The organism is Pseudomonas sp. FA117 (assembly GCF_057370475.1).
In genome coordinates this window covers 1,529,012-1,544,075 of the sequence record NZ_CM170675.1, presented here as the reverse complement: position 1 = coordinate 1,544,075, position 15,064 = coordinate 1,529,012, and the positions used below count along the sequence as shown (strand labels likewise).

Below are 15,064 nucleotides of genomic sequence, written 5' to 3'. Positions count from 1 at the left end.
TCTTCCCACTCAACGCAGGTTGCCGCGCAGGGCACTGACCTTCTCGCGCAGCACCTCGGGCTGGGCCGCCTCCACCGGGATGGCGGCACCGGCCACCAGCGTCACGCGCGACCACAAGCGGCGCAAGAAGCCCTTGGCCGGATCGCGACTGAAGAAACTCCCCCACAAGCCCTGCAAGGCCAGCGGAATCACCGGCACCGGGGTTTCCTGGAGAATCCTGTTGACCCCACCCTTGAACACGTCGATCTCGCCATCGGCAGTCAGCTTGCCCTCGGGGAAGATACACACCACCTCCCCGGCCTGCAGGTACTCGGCGATGCGCGCGAACGCGCGCTCGTAGGTCGCCTCGTCCTCGCTGCGCCCGGCAATCGGGATCGCCCCGGCGGTACGGAACACGAAGTTGAGCACCGGCAGGTTGTAGATCTTGTAGTACATGACGAAACGGATCGGCCGACGGATCGCCCCGCCGATCAGCAGCGCATCGACGAACGACACATGGTTGCACACCAGCAGCGCTGGGCCCTCGTCGGGGATGCGATCCAGGTCGCGGTGCTCGACCCGGTACATGGAATGGCTGAGCAGCCAGATCATGAAGCGCATGGTGAACTCGGGCACGATGCGGAAGATGTAGGCGTTGACCGCGATGTTGAGCAGCGACACCACCAGGAACAGCTGGGGGATGCTCAGGTCGGCGAGGCTCAGCAGGACGATGGTGACGATCGCCGACACCACCATGAACAAGGCGTTGAGGATGTTGTTGGCAGCGATCACCCGGGCGCGCTGGTCTTGCGCTGTGCGCGCCTGGATCAGGGCGTACAGCGGCACGATGTAGAAGCCGCCGAACACACCAAGCCCGACGATGGAAAGCATGATCCACCAGGCCTGGCTCATGCCCAGCAGGCTCAACCAGTCGTGCGGCGCCGCCGCCACCGGCACATCGCCGGAGTGCCACCACCAGAGCAGGCCGAACAGGGTCAGGCCGAACGAGCCGAACGGCACCAGACCGATCTCCACCTTGCGCCCGCTGAGGCGTTCGCACAGCAGCGAGCCGACGGCAATACCGACCGAAAACAGCGTCAGCACCAGGGTGACCACGGTTTCGTCGCCGTGCAGCCAGTCCTTGGCATAGGCCGGGATCTGCGTCAGGTAGATCGCCCCGACGAACCAGAACCACGAGTTGCCGACGATCGAGCGCGACACTGCAGGGGTCTGCCCCAGGCCCAGGCGCAGCGTGGCCCAGGACTGCTTGAAGATGTTCCAGTCCAGCTTCATCTGCGGCGCCACGGCCGCCGCCCGAGGAATCCAGCGACTGGCCAGGTAGCCCAGCACCGCGGTGCCGACGATGCCGCCGGCCACTACCGTTGCATAGCTGCCCGAGGACATCATCACCCCGGCGCCGATGGTGCCGGCCAGGATCGCCAGGAAGGTGCCCATTTCCACCAGCCCGTTACCACCGACCAGTTCGTCCTCACGCAGGGCCTGGGGCAGGATCGAATACTTCACCGGCCCGAAGAGTGCCGAATGGGTGCCCATGGCGAACAGCGTCAGCAGCATCAGCTCGAGATGGTTGGTGAGAAAACCCACCGCACCGATGAGCATGATCACCACTTCCGCCAGCTTGATCGCCCGGATCAGCGCGTCCTTGGCGAACTTTTCACCGAACTGCCCGGCCAGCGCCGAGAACAGGAAGAACGGCAGGATGAACAGCAGCGCGCAGAGGTTGACCCAGATCGAGCGGTCGCCCTCCAGGCTGAGCTTGTAGAGGATCGCCAGGATCAGCGATTGCTTGAACAGGTTGTCGTTGAAGGCGCCGAGCGACTGGGTGATGAAGAACGGCAGGAAGCGCCGCTTGCCGAGCAAGGTGAATTGCGAGGAATGACTCATCGTCCTTGTTCCTGAGAGGGCTTTGTCATTGGAGGTCCGCTCAACGCGAGAAGCCACAAATCTGCACGCGATTGCCCTTCCCTGGCAACTGCCTGCAGCGGTTTTTGCAGGCGCGGCCTCGCTTTGCGATGCGCACGACGCTACTCGAAGCCGAACAATGCTCGCGCCGTCTCCACCAGCAGCGCCCGACGCAGCGCCGCCGAGCACCCCAGCGCATCGAACTGCTCGACCGCCGTCGTGAAGCTCATCAGCGACTCATGCTGGGTATGCGGCCAGTCGCTGCCCCACAGCAGGCGGTCCGCACCGTAATGCGCTTCCAGCGCACACAGTGCCTGGCAGGCGAAGTCCAGGTTCTGCTCGGGCGAACCGCCCAGTCGATAGATCCCCGACACCTTCACCCACACCTTGCCCTGCCCGCCGAGCGTGAGCAGCTCGGCAAACCCTGGTTGCCCCAAACCCAGGCGCGCATCGGGCCTGCCGAAGTGATCGATCACCACATCCACGCCGTAGGGCTGCAACGCATGCACCAGCGCCGGCACATCAGCCACCTGGCGATGCAGCTCGACGTGCCAGCCCAGCTCGCCGATCAGCTCCAGCAACGGTCGCCATGCGCCGTCATCCAGGTCGGGCATGGCCTGGCCCATGAGGTTCAGGCGCATCCCACGCACGCCAACGCGGTGCATCTGCTCGAGGGTGGCGCGATCCACTCCCGGATCGAGCATCACCACCCCGCGCAATTGCTGCGCAGCGCTCTGCAGCGCCGCCAGCAGATAACGGTTGTCGGTGCCGAGAAAACTGGGCTGCACCAGCACGCCATGGCTGAAACCATGCCCGGCGAGCTGGGCCAGGTAGTCGCCCAGCGGCGCGTCGTAGGTCGGTGCATAGCGGCGCTCGGCAGCCAGGCTCAGCCCACGGCTGAACACATGGGCGTGGCTGTCGATCGCAGTGAACGGGGAAACAGGGGCTTGGGGCATGATGCTCATTCAGGACAATTGAGGGTTACTTGGCGACCGCACCGGCAACCTGCGGCGTGACAGGTGCCTCGAGATTGCGACCACGGGTTTCCGGCAGACAGAGCGCAGCGATCACCGCCACGCCATAGGCGATGCCGGCATCGATACCGATGGCCGCGCCCAGCGACATCGACTCACTCATGTGGCCGACCAGGAACGGGAACACTGCCGACAGCACGCGGCCGAAGTTGTAGCAGAAGCCCACCCCGGCGCCGCGCACTTCAGCCGGGTACAGCTCGTTGAAGAACGCCCCCAGGCTCGCGGGAATGCCCGCAGCGAAAAAGCCCAGCGGGAAACCGAGGAACAGCATCTGGGTATTGCTCAGCGGGAAGAACACATACGCCTGCACGGTCAGCACGCAGCACAGGGCGAACAGCAGGATGTTCTTGCGTCGGCCGATGCGGTCGATCAGCAGGCCACTGACCACGCAACCGCACCAGAAGGCGAAGATAATCACCGCCAGGTAGCCGCCGGAGTTGAGCACCGAGAGGTTGCGTTCGGTCTTGAGGAAGGTCGGCAGCCAGGTCATCACCGCGTGATAGCCGCCATGAGCCCCCAGGCCCAGCAGCCCGCCGAGCAGGGTCACGCGCAGCAGTTCGGGGCGGAAGATGCCGGCCATGGACTGAGCGAAGCTGGCCGGAATGGCCTTGTCCTTCTGCAGGCGCTGGAAGCTGTCCGGCTCCGGCACGTTGCGGCGCACCCAGATGATCAGCAGCGCCGGCAGCAGGCCGACGAAGAACATCACCCGCCAGGCGAACTCCTGCGGCACCAGCGAGTAGATCAGCGCGAACAGCCCCACCGCCAGGCCCCAACCCACGGCCCAGGCGCTCTGCACCGTGCCCATGACCTTGCCGCGGTACTTCGGGTTGATGGTCTCGGCCATCAGCACGGCGCCGGCGGCCCATTCGCCACCGATGCCGAAGCCCTGCATGGCCTTGACGAACAGCAGCGGATAGAAACCGGTGACGAAGGCCGAGAGGAAGGTGAAGAAGGAAAACCAGAGGATCATCCACTGCAGGGTGCGCACCCGCCCGTAGCGGTCGGAGAGCGTGCCGCCGAGCCAGCCGCCGATGGCCGAAGTCACCAGGGTCAGGCCGCTGATCAGGCCGGCATCGCCCTTGCTCAGGGAGAACGCGGCGATCAACGCCGGAATGGCCAGGCCGAACATCTGCACTTCAAGGGCATCGAGCGACCAGCCGCCAAAGCAGGCCCAGAACGTCTTGCGTTCACGCGAGGTGATTTCGCGATACCAACTGAACATGATTTCTTATCCTTCTATGTCGTGTGTGCTTGGTCGAATGTTGAACAGCCGGATGCACGCCGGCCAGGCAGGGGCAACCACGGCGCCGCTCAGGCTCGGCGCCGGATGTCACAACGCAACGGCGAGCGTCCGCTCAGCGAATGTCGATGCGGTAGCGGAAGTGCTGCGCGTGGCCGCGCGAGCGCCGCCACTCCAGTGGCTTGCCGGCGTAGTCGCGGGCCAGGCGCTCGATCACCACCACCGGGCTGCCCTCCGGCATCTGCAGCAGGCGCCCGTGAACGGCGTCGACCGACTCGGCGGTGAGGGTTTCCTCGGCGTAGGCCACGACCTGCCCGCACAGCTCTTCGTAGATCGGGTACAACAGCGGGCCCTTGCGCTCCAGGTCCACCTCCAGCAACGCCTGGAAGGTCTGGCGCGGTAGCCAGATGTCCTCGGCCAGCACCGGCTGGGCGCCGAGCAGGCGCAGGCGCACGATACGGATGACTTCCGCGTCCGGCGCCAGGCCCAGGGCACCGGCCACGGCCGAAGGTGCAGCCATCGGCCCGATGGACAGGATCCGACTCTCGGGCACGACGCGCTCGCCGTTGGCCGACTCGAAACGGAAGAAACGGAACAGCGAGGAATGGAATTGCGGGCGGCGAATGAAGGTGCCGCGGCCCTGCTGGCGTTCGAGAACCCCTTCGCTCACCAGCACATCGACCGCCTTGCGCACGGTGCCGACCGACATGTCGAACTCGCTCGCCAGCGCCGCTTCGGTGGGAATGGCTTCACCGGGGCGCCAGCGGTTGTTGGCGATCTGCTCGACCATATGGTCGCGCAATTGCTGGTAGCGGGGCAGGCGCGCATCACCGGGCAGTGTGTTCATGTAGGGCCTTTGCTGATCTTGTTATATAGACATATATATGAATTTTTCTGAAGTATTCCTCTCGTACTGAACGCTGTCAATCCTTCATCTGCCGAGAAACTCTCGCGATGTGATGAACGGCTCGATCGCCGGACACGTACCGCCCAGATCTGGCCCCCTGCCTCCTTCCGCCGGGGGCCAGGATCCTGGTAACGATCACCACACTGTCTCGCGAATGGATCGATGCACCCGTCCTGTGCGGCCGCCAGGCTCAAGGCGTTGGCGGCGACACTCAGGATGTCGGGCGAATCCGGAACCAGATGGCATACATCGCGGGCAGGAATACCAAGGTGATGGCGGTGCCGACGAGCGTCCCCCCGATCAAGGTGTACGCCAGCGTGCCCCAGAACACCGAATGGGTCAGCGGAATGAACGCGAGGATGGCCGCCAGTGCGGTCAGCAGCACAGGCCTGGCTCGCTGTACCGTAGCCTCGACGACGGCATTGAACGGGTCGAGCCCCTCGCTTTGGTTGTGGTGGATCTGCCCGATAAGAATCAGCGTGTTGCGCATCAGAATGCCCGACAGCGCGATCAACCCCACCAGGGCATTGATGCCGAACGGTTGCTGGAACAGCAGCAGTATCGGTACCACCCCGATCACCCCCAGCGGCGAGGTGAGGAACACCATGACCATGGCGGAGATCGAGCGCACCTGCAGGATGATGATCAGCAGCGTGAGTGCAACCATGATGGGCAGCAGAGGCAGGATTGCCTTGCTGGCCTTGCCCGACTCCTCGATGGAGCCGGCCATTTCGATACGGTAGCCGGCGGGCAACGTCTCGACGATCGGCTGCAACGCTTTCCAGATGGCTGCAGACACGTCCGGCGGCTGCAGCTGTTCGGCAATATCGCCACGTACGGTGATGGTGGGGGTGCGGTCACGGCGGCGCAGGATGGGGTCTTCCATGCGCACATCGACTTCGCCGACTTGCCCGAGCGGGATGCGCTGGCCAGCCGAACCGACCAAGGTGAAGCCTTCGATCATGGCGGGGTCGAGACGAATCGCCCCGGCTGCACGACCGACCACCTGCACCGCACGGATGTCTTCGCGCACCGACGTGATCGGTACGCCACTGAGCAGGAACTGCAATTGCTGGGCGACCGCGCTGGACGTCAGGCCCACGGCCTGAAGGCGATCCTGGTCCAGCGAGAAGTGCAGCGTCGGAACCTGCGGCCCCCAGTCGGCGTTCACCGTGCGCATCATCGGGCTGGCCTGCAACACGTCCTGCACGCGTGCAGCGATCTCGCGCAATTGCACAGGATCAGGCCCCATCACCCTGTACGCGACGGGGTATGGCGAGTAAGGCCCGAACACCAGTTGCGTGACACGCACCTTGGCCTCAGGCGCCAGACCTTCGGAGGCCGCTTCCCGGATACGCAACTTGAGCGCTTCACGGGCCTGCGCGCTGTCTGTCAGCACCACGATCTTGGCAAACGACGGATCGGGCAGTTCAGGCGCCATGGCCAGGAAGAATCGCGGTGGGCCCTGACCGATATAGGACGTGACGATCCTGGCTTCTTCCTGCTCACGCAACCAAGACTCGACCTTGATGGCGGTGGCGTTGGTCTGCTCGATGGAGGTCCCGTAGGGCATCTGCAGTTCAATCAGCACTTCGGGTCGGTCGGACGTCGGGAAGAACTGTTTCTTCACCAGCCCCATGCCGAGCATGGCCATGACGAACAGGGCAATCACCGCGCCCGCCACCAGCCACTTATGTGCGATGACCCGTGCCAGCAGTGTACGAAAACGGTTGTAGTGACGGCTGCTGTAGATGGCCGCATGACCGCCCTCGACCTGCTTGATGTTCGGCAACAGCTTCACCCCCAGGTAAGGGGTGAACGCCACCGCCACCACCCAGGAGGCGATCAGCGCGATGCCAACGATCCAGAACATGTTGCTGGTGTATTCACCGGCCGTGGACTGCGCGAACCCGTTGGGCATGAAACCGATGGCGGTGACCAGGGTACCGGACAGCATCGGTGCTGCGGTGTGACTCCAGGCATAGGCCGACGCCTTGAAACGGTCGTAGCCCTCCTCCATTTTCACCACCATCATTTCGATGGCGATGATGGCGTCGTCCACCAACAGGCCTAGGGCCAGAATCAGCGATCCGAGGGTGATACGGTCAAAATTCTTGCCCGTGGCCGCCATCACCACGAACACGATGGCCAGCGTTAACGGCACAGCCGCGGCAACCACCACCCCCACACGCCACCCCATGCTGAGAAAACAGACCAGCATCACGACCAGGAGCGCGACACAGAACTTGACCATGAACTCATCGACGGACGAGGTGATGTTCACCGCCTGATCGGTCACTTTGCTCAAGCTCATGCCCAGCGGCATGGCTTCATTGATGGCCGAGGTTTCGGCGTCCAGCGCTGCACCAAGATCGAGGCCGTTCCATCCCTCGCGCATCACCACACCGAGCAGCAACGCCGGCTCGCCGTCATTGCGAACCAGAAAGGTGGCAGGGTCTTCATACCCTCGGTCCACCGTTGCCACGTCGGAAAGCTTCAGCGTACGACCCTGAACGACAATCGGCGTCTCACGGATCTTCGCCAGTGTGTCGAAGGCACCATCCAGGCGCACCAGCACCTGCGGCCCGCGGGTCTCGACCGAGCCTGCGGGTGTCAGCGCGTTCTGGCTGGCGAGTGCGGCAAAGATGTCCTGCGGGGTCACCCCCAGGGTTGCCAGCCGGTCATGGGAGAAGGAAACGAAAATCCGCTCGGCCTGTTCGCCGATGATGCTCACCTTCTTGACCCCAGGCACATGCAGCAGTCGCTGACGCAGCAACTCGGCGTCGCGGACCAGCTGGCGCTGCGGCTCCCCCCTGGCCTTCAAGGCATACACGGCGAAGGTCACATCCGAGAATTCATCATTGACCATCGGTCCGACGACACCCGCAGGCAACGTCCTGGCTTCATCGCCAAGCTTCTTGCGGGCCTGATAGAACTCCTCCTGGACAGCCGGGGGCGGTGTACTGTCGAGCAACGACAGCACCGTGATCGCCAGCCCTGCGCGGGTGAAGGTTTCGCTGCGGTCATACCAGCGCAGTTCCTGCAGGCGCTTTTCCAGCGGTTCGGCGACCTGGTCCTGCATCTCCTGCGCGGTGGCGCCTGGCCAAGCGGTGATGATGGTCATCTGCTTGACGGTAAAAGGCGGGTCTTCTGCTCTGCCGAGCTTGAAGAACGCGAGGGTCCCGGCCGCTGCGATGAGCAGGATCAGAAACAGGGTGATGGAGCGCTCGCGCACGGCAAGTGCGGAAAGGTTGAAACGCGCTTCACTCATGGCTGGCTCCCGGCGACCGACGCCCCGGCCAGTCGAGCCAACCTCACCTCTTCGCCATCACGCAGCAGGTGCGCGCCCAGCGCCACGACCTGCTCTCCGGCCTCCAGACTGCCGACGACACGCGCCGCGTCATCAGTGAGGTTCACCACGCGCACGGGTCGCCAGACGAGCTTCGCCGGCTCGCCGGTGACCACCCAGACGCCTGTGCCATTGCCAGGGTCATGGAGCGCGGCGATGGGTACCTGCAGCACGGGAGCGAGGTCCTTTTCTTTCGCGATGCTCAGGGTAATGGTCGAACCGAGCGGTGCATTGGCCAGTGCGCCATCAAGCACATAGCGGGCTTCGAAGGTGCGGGTGGTGGCGTCGGCGGCCTCGGAGAGCAAACGCAATCTGGCCGTAACGGCAGGGCCACTGTCGCCATACAACAGGGCTTGAGCGGTGGAGCCCGGTAGCGGGCGCAAGGTTTCGGGCAGATGCACGACGGCTTCGCGCTGCCCGGCTCGCGCGAGCTGCACCACTGGCTGCCCGGCACTGACCACCTGGCCCGGTTCGGCCAAGGTATCCATCACCACGCCGTCGGCATCGGCCAGCAACGTAGCGTAGCCGGTGGCATTGCGCGCCACATCGGCCTGTGCCTGCGCCGCGCTTAGCTGGGCTTTTGCTGCGTCAGCCGCGGCCTTGATCCGATCGTAGGCAGATGCCGATACCGCACCCTCGGCGACCAGGCCGCGGTAACGCGCCTCGTCATCGCCCGTCTGGCTGGCCCTGGCCTGGGCGGCTGCCACCGCCTGCTGCTGCGCGCGCGCCTGCAGTTGCAGGTCAACAGGGTCAAGACGCATCAGTGGCTGACCGCGCTTGACTGTCTCACCCGTGTCGACCAGGCGCTCGAGCACCTTTCCCGCTACGCGAAAACCCAGGTCACTCTGGGTGCGTGCGACGACGACGCCAGTGAACGAGCGCGAAATGTCGACCGAGCGCTCGACCGACGCGACCCGGACCAACGGGGGTTTGGTACGGGGATCCTTGCTGACTGAGGAATCGCCGCACGCGACCAGGACGACAGGCAGTACGCAAACGGCGAAAGCGGTGGGTTTGAGGCGCATGGGGTTCGGTACTCATGAACAATGCTAGAGCCCCATTCTTTTTCTAGTGACCAATATTGTCAATAGTCACACGCCTTAACTACGGTGCCAGGCTCCGCAGTATCAAGGCCGGCAGATGCGCGGCCGCCTGCGAAGCGGTGTCGAGGTTGTACTGCAGTTGTGCAGAATTCACGTACGGTCGCAGGATCAGGAAAATCGCGTTGGTGGCTTCGTCCAAAGGTGTCTTGCGCTCGAACTCCCCGGCCTCACGACCATCGAGCAGGATCTGCCGGATGATTTCCTGGATACGCAGTTCGTGTGCCTTGACCGATGGCCACTGGTCACGCGAGGCAACCGCGGCGATGTCGTAAAGCTTGCGATCATGGAAGAAAAGATCGCTGCCCGCTTCTGAAATGGCGCGAAACAGGCGTCTGAGCTTCTCGGAAGCCGTCGGGGCCTGCTCGATCGCGGCGTTGACGATGTCCATGATCATGGCCAGTCGATTCGAGCAGATCACCTCACCGATGGCCTGCTTGGAATCGAAGAACTTGTAGATGTAGGCCTTGGAAAAGCCGATGGCCTTGGCCAGGTCGGACACGGTGGTCTTTTCGTAACCGTAGTGTCCGAAGTGGGTAGTGGCGGCCTCGATGACCTGATCGCGAACGTCATGATCCAAGGGGCCACGCGTAGAGGATGTACTCATGTTTTCATTCATGCTTGCAGCTTAGCTCCTGGGTGAGCCGATTGACAGCAAGTGACCAATCTATAATATGGTCACACCTTATGTCTCGCTTGAGAGTGACGCCATGCCTCCCTTCCGTATTCTTGCTCTCGCGGTGAGCGCCAGCCTGGCTGCAGGTTGCACGGTCGGCCCGGACTATCGGCCTGCGCACGCCCCCCTGGCTGATCGTTATCTCGGCCAGGCCGCCGTTGAGCAACGGGCTGCGAGCGAAGACAGCCATTTTGCACAATGGTGGGAAGGCTTCGCTGACCCCTTGCTGAGTATCCTGATTGCCAAGGCCCTGGAGCAGAACCTGGACATCGCGCAGGCTCAGGCTCGGGTTTCCCAGGCAAAGGCCGACCTGGGCGCGGCGAATGCTGCCCTGCTGCCGGCCGGTAACCTCGATGGGCACGCCGCACGCGCCTACCAGTCGGTGCAGACCCCACTGGGACAATTGCTCGACTCGACACCCGGCAATGACCGCTATGGTAATAGCTATGAGGCCAACCTCGAAGCACGCTGGGAACTGGATTTGTTCGGTGGCTTGCGCCGTGATCGAGAGGCGGCAGTGGCAGAGTACCAGGCGTCCGAGGCTGGCGTGATTGCCACCCGACTGGCCATTGCCGCACAGACTGCCGACGCCTATACCACCATTCGCGGGTTGCAGGCCCGCCTCGACGTTACCAGGCGGCAGATCGAAACCCAGGAGCAGTTGCTGGAAAAAGTCCGTCTGCTGCACCGCAGAGGCCTGGCCGCCGAGTATCAGGTTGACCAGACCGAGGGCGCACTTTTCCAGGTTCGGGCAATCGTGCCGGTGCTGCAGGCAAGGCTCGATGCTGCCATGAATGCGCTTGATGTGGTCCTCGGCACACCGGCCGGTACGTACCGTGACAAGCTGTCTGCAGCGGGCGCAATTCCGCGAGCCCCGCGGATTTCGGACATAGGCGCGCCAGCCGACCTGCTGCGCCGACGCCCCGACCTCATCGCTGCCGAGCGACGGCTCCAGGGTGCCAATGCGCGGATAGGGGCGGCGATGGGCGAGTACTACCCCAAGTTTTCACTGGGCGCGCTGATCGGCAGCGCGACCACCTCCGGCGGCAACCTGTTCAGCGGCGCAGCCAGTCAGTCAGCCGGGGTTCTGGGGCTGCGCTGGAGGCTGTTCGACTTCGGGCGGATCAATGCCCAGATCGACCAGGCCAAAGGGCTGGAGGCAGAGGCGCTCGCCGCCTACGCCCAGTCGGTGCTGCGCGCGGGTGAAGACGTCGAAAATGCATTCTCGGCACTGGTCAACCGGGAGGCCGAGGCAGCCATGCTGCAGGCCAGTGAGGCCTCCCTGGCCAGTGCCAGGCGGTCATCGTTCACTGCCTACCAGAAAGGGACCGCCAGCCTGATCGAAGTGCTCGATGCAGACGCCTCCGTGCTGCGAGCCAGCGACGCAACAGCCCAGGCGCAGACAGCGTCGGCACGTGCTGCCATCGCCACATTCCGGGCATTGGGCGGTGGGTGGGATCCGCAGTCTGCGGCCGTACGCTGAAATGAGAGTGGCCGACAGCGCGACACTGAGGCAGTCTGTGCGCGCCTGCTCTTCATCGCCGACATACGGAGATCCCATGCAGCTCAAGAAATGGTGGCACTCACTCAACCCGCAGCACCACGGCGAAGCCCCTGATCCGCGCTTCACCCTGGCCAACGAACGCACCTTCCTGGCCTGGATCCGCACCGGCCTGGCGTTCCTGGCGGCGGCGATGGCACTGGACCTGGTCCCGGACACTCTGCTTGCCGACCGCACCAAGCAGGTGGTGGTGATCGTGGCGTTGCTGGTGGTGATCTTCATCGGCCTGAGTAGTGCGCTGAGGTGGCGGTCGATCGAACTGGCGCTGCGTACCCGCCGGCCGTTGCCGATGACCGGGCTGATCCCGCTGCTCAGCGCTGCCCTGCTGCTGTGCGTGGGCGTGGTGGCCTGGGTGCTGTACCGGTGAGCCGCGCATGAATCGCCCTGCCGTGCATGACGATCCCGGCCTGCAACCCGAACGCACCAGCCTGGCCTGGCAGCGCACCCTGTGCGCCTTCGCCACCCTGGCTGCACTGTCGGCGAAGCTGCTCTCGAGCCATCTGGCACTGGCCTACTACCTGTTCCTCGGTCTGGTCATCGGCCTCTTGCTGTACAGCGCCAGGCGCCGGAAACACTACGTCCGGCAATGCCAGGCCATGGCGGGGGGCGACACCGGAGCCAGCGCCCAGGCCGTGCTGCTGACCAGCCTGACCCTCACGGCCAGCGCCCTGGTGCTGCTGTTCGACCTGTTGCTGCGCTGAACCTGCGCTTCAGTTTGTAGTATTTCTCACAGATCCAAGTCCAAAAATGCGCTTTGAGCACTTGTGGCCCTCCACCAGAATGGGTCGAAACAACAAGGGTTCATGCCATGTACGATTTCGATCAGGTCCCGGATCGACGCTTCAGCAATTCCATGAAGTGGTCGACCGCCCACAACCGTCTCACCCCCGCCCAGGCTGCCTGCGAGCCACTGCCGATGTGGGTGGCCGACATGGACTTTCGTGTCGCCGAACCGATCGTCCAGGCCCTGCGCGAAGTGGTCGACTTCGGCGTATACGGGTACGGCTCGGTGCCGCCATCGTTCGTCGAGGCCGTGATCGACTGGCAGCATCGGCGTTTCGGCTGGAAGCCACAGGCGCAGTGGCTGGTCAATACCCCCGGCATCGTCAACGCCATCAACATGGCGATCCAGGCCTTTTCGGTGCCGGGCGACCACGTGCTGATCCAGACGCCGGTCTACGTACACTTCCACTACGACGTGGAAATCAATGGTCGGCGCCTGGCCGAGGCGCCGCTGTCGTTCGACGGCGAGCGCTACCACTTCGACGCCGAACGCTTCGAGGCGGCGATCAAGCCGGGTACCAAGCTGTTCATCCTGTGCCATCCGCACAACCCCACCGGCAATGTCTGGAGCCGCGAAGAGCTGCAGGCCATGGCACGGATCTGCGCCCGCCACGGCATCATCGTGGTCTCCGATGAAGTGCATCAGGACCTGGTCTGGGACCCGTCGCTCAAGCACATTCCCTTCGCCTCGGTCAGTGACGAGGCCGCGGCGATCTCGGTGGTCTGCACAGCCCCGAGCAAGACTTTCAACATGGCCGGGCTGCAGTGCTCGAACATCTTCATCCCCGATCCGCAGCTCAGGGCCGCGTTCCGCGCCCAGTGCGAAAGGGCCGGGATCAACCTGGTCAACGTCATGGGGATCGCCGCCTGCGAGGCGGCCTACCGTCACTGCGAAGGCTGGCTGGATGCCCTGCTGCCCTACCTGGCAGAGAACCAGAGGCTGTTCGCCAGGCTGATCAACGAGGCCGGTGTGCCCATGCGCGTGGTGCCGACCGGATCGCTGTACCTGGCCTGGATCGATTGCCGCGAGATGCCCTACAGCGTGCGCGACCTGCACGACCACATCCTGCGCAATGCCCGCCTGTGGCTGGATCCGGGGCCCAAGTTCGGCCTGGGCGGCGACGGCTTCATGCGGATCAACCTCGCCTGCCCGCGCCAACAAGTGCAAGAAGCCGCACAGCGTCTTCTCGGCCTGTTCGACTGAGCCCGGAGCCTTTATGTCCAGTGTCTGGAAAAACACCAGTGTGCTGCGCCTGGTCTGCGCCCAGGCGATGGCCGGGGCGAACGCGGCAGTGGTCTACGCCACGGGCGCGGTGATCGGTCACGCGCTCTCGCCCGACCCGGCCTACGCCACCCTGCCCATCTCGATCTTCGTCATCGGCATGGCCAGCTCGACCCTGATCACCGGCTACCTGCTGCGGCGTTACGGACGTATCCGTTCGTTCATGTTCGGCAATGCCTGCGGTGTGGTGGTCGGCCTGCTGGCAGCCTGCGCATTGCTGGTGCACTCCTTTGCCCTGTTCTGCTTCGCCATGCTGTTCGGCGGTGCCTACGCCGCAGTGGTGCTGACCTTCCGCTTCGCCGCCACCGAATGCGTCGACCCGCCGCAGCGGGCCAAGGCCCTTTCGGCAGTCATGGCCGGCGGGGTGTTCGCCGGCGTGCTGGGGCCGCAACTGGTGTCGCTGACCATGCAGTGGTGGCCCGGTGTCGACTTTGCCGCGACCTACCTGGCCGCTGCCGTGGTGGCGGTGCTCTCCGCCCTGCTGCTGTCACGGGTACGCTTCAGCGAGCAACAGGGCGTCCAGGCCAGCACCGCCGGCCGGCCGCTGGGCGAACTGCTGCGCCAGCCACGCCTGCTGGTGGCCATGCTCTGCGGCCTGGTGAGCTACACCGTGATGAACTTCCTGATGACCTCCGCCCCCCTGGCCATGACCCTGCACGGCATGCACCAGCAGGACGCCAACCTGGGCATCCAGTGGCACATCGTGTCGATGTATGGCCCCAGCTTCTTCACCGGCTCGCTGATCATCCGTTTCGGTGCCGCGCGCATCGTGCTGCTGGGCCTGGCGCTGCTGGTGAGTTCGGCTGCCATCGGCCTGATGGAACCGACGCTGATGCACTTCTGGGCGCTGCTGGTGCTGTTGGGAGTGGGTTGGAACTTCGGTTTTCTCGGCGCTTCGGCTCTGATCCTGAGCTGCCATCGCCCCGAAGAGAAAGCCCGCGTGCAATCGCTCAACGACTTCGTGGTCTTCGCCGCAGTGGCGGTCGGTTCGCTGGCCTCGGGCAACCTGTTGAACACCTACGGCTGGCAGACCGTGTGCCTGGCGATCATCGCGCCGATCCTGATCGCCGCCCTGATCATCCTGTTGCATCTGTTCAGCCAGCGCTCGGCACTGGCCGTGGAGCCTTGACGAAACAGCAACGACCCTGACGCACTTCCCCGACTGCTCAAGTTCAGCGCGGCTCATTCGCGTGCCGCGCGCCACACATAAATACAATATTGGCAGGAACA

At 64.2% G+C, this 15,064-nt stretch carries 12 protein-coding genes; 5 read left to right on the top strand and 7 right to left on the bottom strand.

Annotation, left to right across the window (positions count from 1 at the left end):
* Positions 1-9 precede the first annotated feature (9 nt).
* The 7 genes from AC1TXO_RS07275 to AC1TXO_RS07245 form a co-directional block, all read right to left on the bottom strand.
* Positions 10-1,884, bottom strand: coding sequence for an MFS transporter (locus tag AC1TXO_RS07275; RefSeq protein ID WP_486405683.1), 1,875 nt, complete (start codon positions 1,882-1,884; stop codon positions 10-12).
* 140 nt (positions 1,885-2,024) lie between these two features.
* On the bottom strand, positions 2,025-2,858 hold the full coding sequence (locus AC1TXO_RS07270; RefSeq protein WP_486405682.1) for an amidohydrolase family protein: 834 nt from the start codon (positions 2,856-2,858) through the stop codon (positions 2,025-2,027).
* Positions 2,859-2,883: 25 nt separating this feature from the next.
* On the bottom strand, positions 2,884-4,158 hold the full coding sequence (locus tag AC1TXO_RS07265) for an MFS transporter (protein WP_486405681.1): 1,275 nt from the start codon (positions 4,156-4,158) through the stop codon (positions 2,884-2,886).
* 133 nt (positions 4,159-4,291) lie between these two features.
* A complete protein-coding gene (locus AC1TXO_RS07260; protein ID WP_486405680.1) occupies positions 4,292-5,023 on the bottom strand; it encodes a GntR family transcriptional regulator in 732 nt (243 codons plus the stop codon).
* A 271-nt stretch (positions 5,024-5,294) separates the two neighbouring features.
* Positions 5,295-8,354, bottom strand: a complete 3,060-nt coding sequence (locus tag AC1TXO_RS07255) for an efflux RND transporter permease subunit (protein ID WP_486405679.1) — start codon at positions 8,352-8,354, stop codon at positions 5,295-5,297.
* Positions 8,351-9,457, bottom strand: a complete 1,107-nt coding sequence (locus tag AC1TXO_RS07250; protein ID WP_486405678.1) for an efflux RND transporter periplasmic adaptor subunit — start codon at positions 9,455-9,457, stop codon at positions 8,351-8,353. Before AC1TXO_RS07250 ends, AC1TXO_RS07255 begins: the two co-directional genes overlap by 4 nt.
* 79 nt (positions 9,458-9,536) lie before the next feature.
* Entirely contained in the window at positions 9,537-10,151 is a 615-nt protein-coding gene (locus AC1TXO_RS07245; protein ID WP_486405677.1) for a TetR/AcrR family transcriptional regulator, read from the bottom strand.
* Between the two features lie 91 nt (positions 10,152-10,242).
* Between AC1TXO_RS07245 and AC1TXO_RS07240 the strand changes: the two genes are divergently transcribed.
* The 5 genes from AC1TXO_RS07240 to AC1TXO_RS07220 all read left to right on the top strand — a co-directional run bounded on the left by AC1TXO_RS07240 (position 10,243) and on the right by AC1TXO_RS07220 (position 14,963).
* Positions 10,243-11,691, top strand: coding sequence for an efflux transporter outer membrane subunit (locus tag AC1TXO_RS07240; RefSeq protein ID WP_486405676.1), 1,449 nt, complete (start codon positions 10,243-10,245; stop codon positions 11,689-11,691).
* Positions 11,692-11,767: 76 nt separating this feature from the next.
* A complete protein-coding gene (locus AC1TXO_RS07235) occupies positions 11,768-12,136 on the top strand; it encodes a YidH family protein (protein WP_486405675.1) in 369 nt (122 codons plus the stop codon).
* Positions 12,137-12,143: 7 nt separating this feature from the next.
* A complete protein-coding gene (locus AC1TXO_RS07230; protein WP_486405674.1) occupies positions 12,144-12,470 on the top strand; it encodes a DUF202 domain-containing protein in 327 nt (108 codons plus the stop codon).
* 107 nt (positions 12,471-12,577) lie between these two features.
* Positions 12,578-13,756, top strand: a complete 1,179-nt coding sequence (locus tag AC1TXO_RS07225; protein ID WP_486405673.1) for a MalY/PatB family protein — start codon at positions 12,578-12,580, stop codon at positions 13,754-13,756.
* A 13-nt stretch (positions 13,757-13,769) separates the two neighbouring features.
* The gene (locus AC1TXO_RS07220) at positions 13,770-14,963 is read left to right on the top strand and encodes an MFS transporter (RefSeq protein ID WP_486405672.1); all 1,194 of its coding nucleotides are present in this window, start codon (positions 13,770-13,772) and stop codon (positions 14,961-14,963) included.
* Positions 14,964-15,064: the final 101 nt, after the last annotated feature.

Coding starts and splice junctions, on each gene's coding strand:
- AC1TXO_RS07275 (WP_486405683.1), bottom strand. CDS start 1,884: ATGAGTCATTCCTCGCAATTCACCTTGCTCGGCAAGCGGCGCTTCCTG.
- AC1TXO_RS07270 (WP_486405682.1), bottom strand. CDS start 2,858: ATGCCCCAAGCCCCTGTTTCCCCGTTCACTGCGATCGACAGCCACGCC.
- AC1TXO_RS07265 (WP_486405681.1), bottom strand. CDS start 4,158: ATGTTCAGTTGGTATCGCGAAATCACCTCGCGTGAACGCAAGACGTTC.
- AC1TXO_RS07260 (WP_486405680.1), bottom strand. CDS start 5,023: ATGAACACACTGCCCGGTGATGCGCGCCTGCCCCGCTACCAGCAATTG.
- AC1TXO_RS07255 (WP_486405679.1), bottom strand. CDS start 8,354: ATGAGTGAAGCGCGTTTCAACCTTTCCGCACTTGCCGTGCGCGAGCGC.
- AC1TXO_RS07250 (WP_486405678.1), bottom strand. CDS start 9,457: ATGCGCCTCAAACCCACCGCTTTCGCCGTTTGCGTACTGCCTGTCGTC.
- AC1TXO_RS07245 (WP_486405677.1), bottom strand. CDS start 10,151: ATGAATGAAAACATGAGTACATCCTCTACGCGTGGCCCCTTGGATCAT.
- AC1TXO_RS07240 (WP_486405676.1), top strand. CDS start 10,243: ATGCCTCCCTTCCGTATTCTTGCTCTCGCGGTGAGCGCCAGCCTGGCT.
- AC1TXO_RS07235 (WP_486405675.1), top strand. CDS start 11,768: ATGCAGCTCAAGAAATGGTGGCACTCACTCAACCCGCAGCACCACGGC.
- AC1TXO_RS07230 (WP_486405674.1), top strand. CDS start 12,144: ATGAATCGCCCTGCCGTGCATGACGATCCCGGCCTGCAACCCGAACGC.
- AC1TXO_RS07225 (WP_486405673.1), top strand. CDS start 12,578: ATGTACGATTTCGATCAGGTCCCGGATCGACGCTTCAGCAATTCCATG.
- AC1TXO_RS07220 (WP_486405672.1), top strand. CDS start 13,770: ATGTCCAGTGTCTGGAAAAACACCAGTGTGCTGCGCCTGGTCTGCGCC.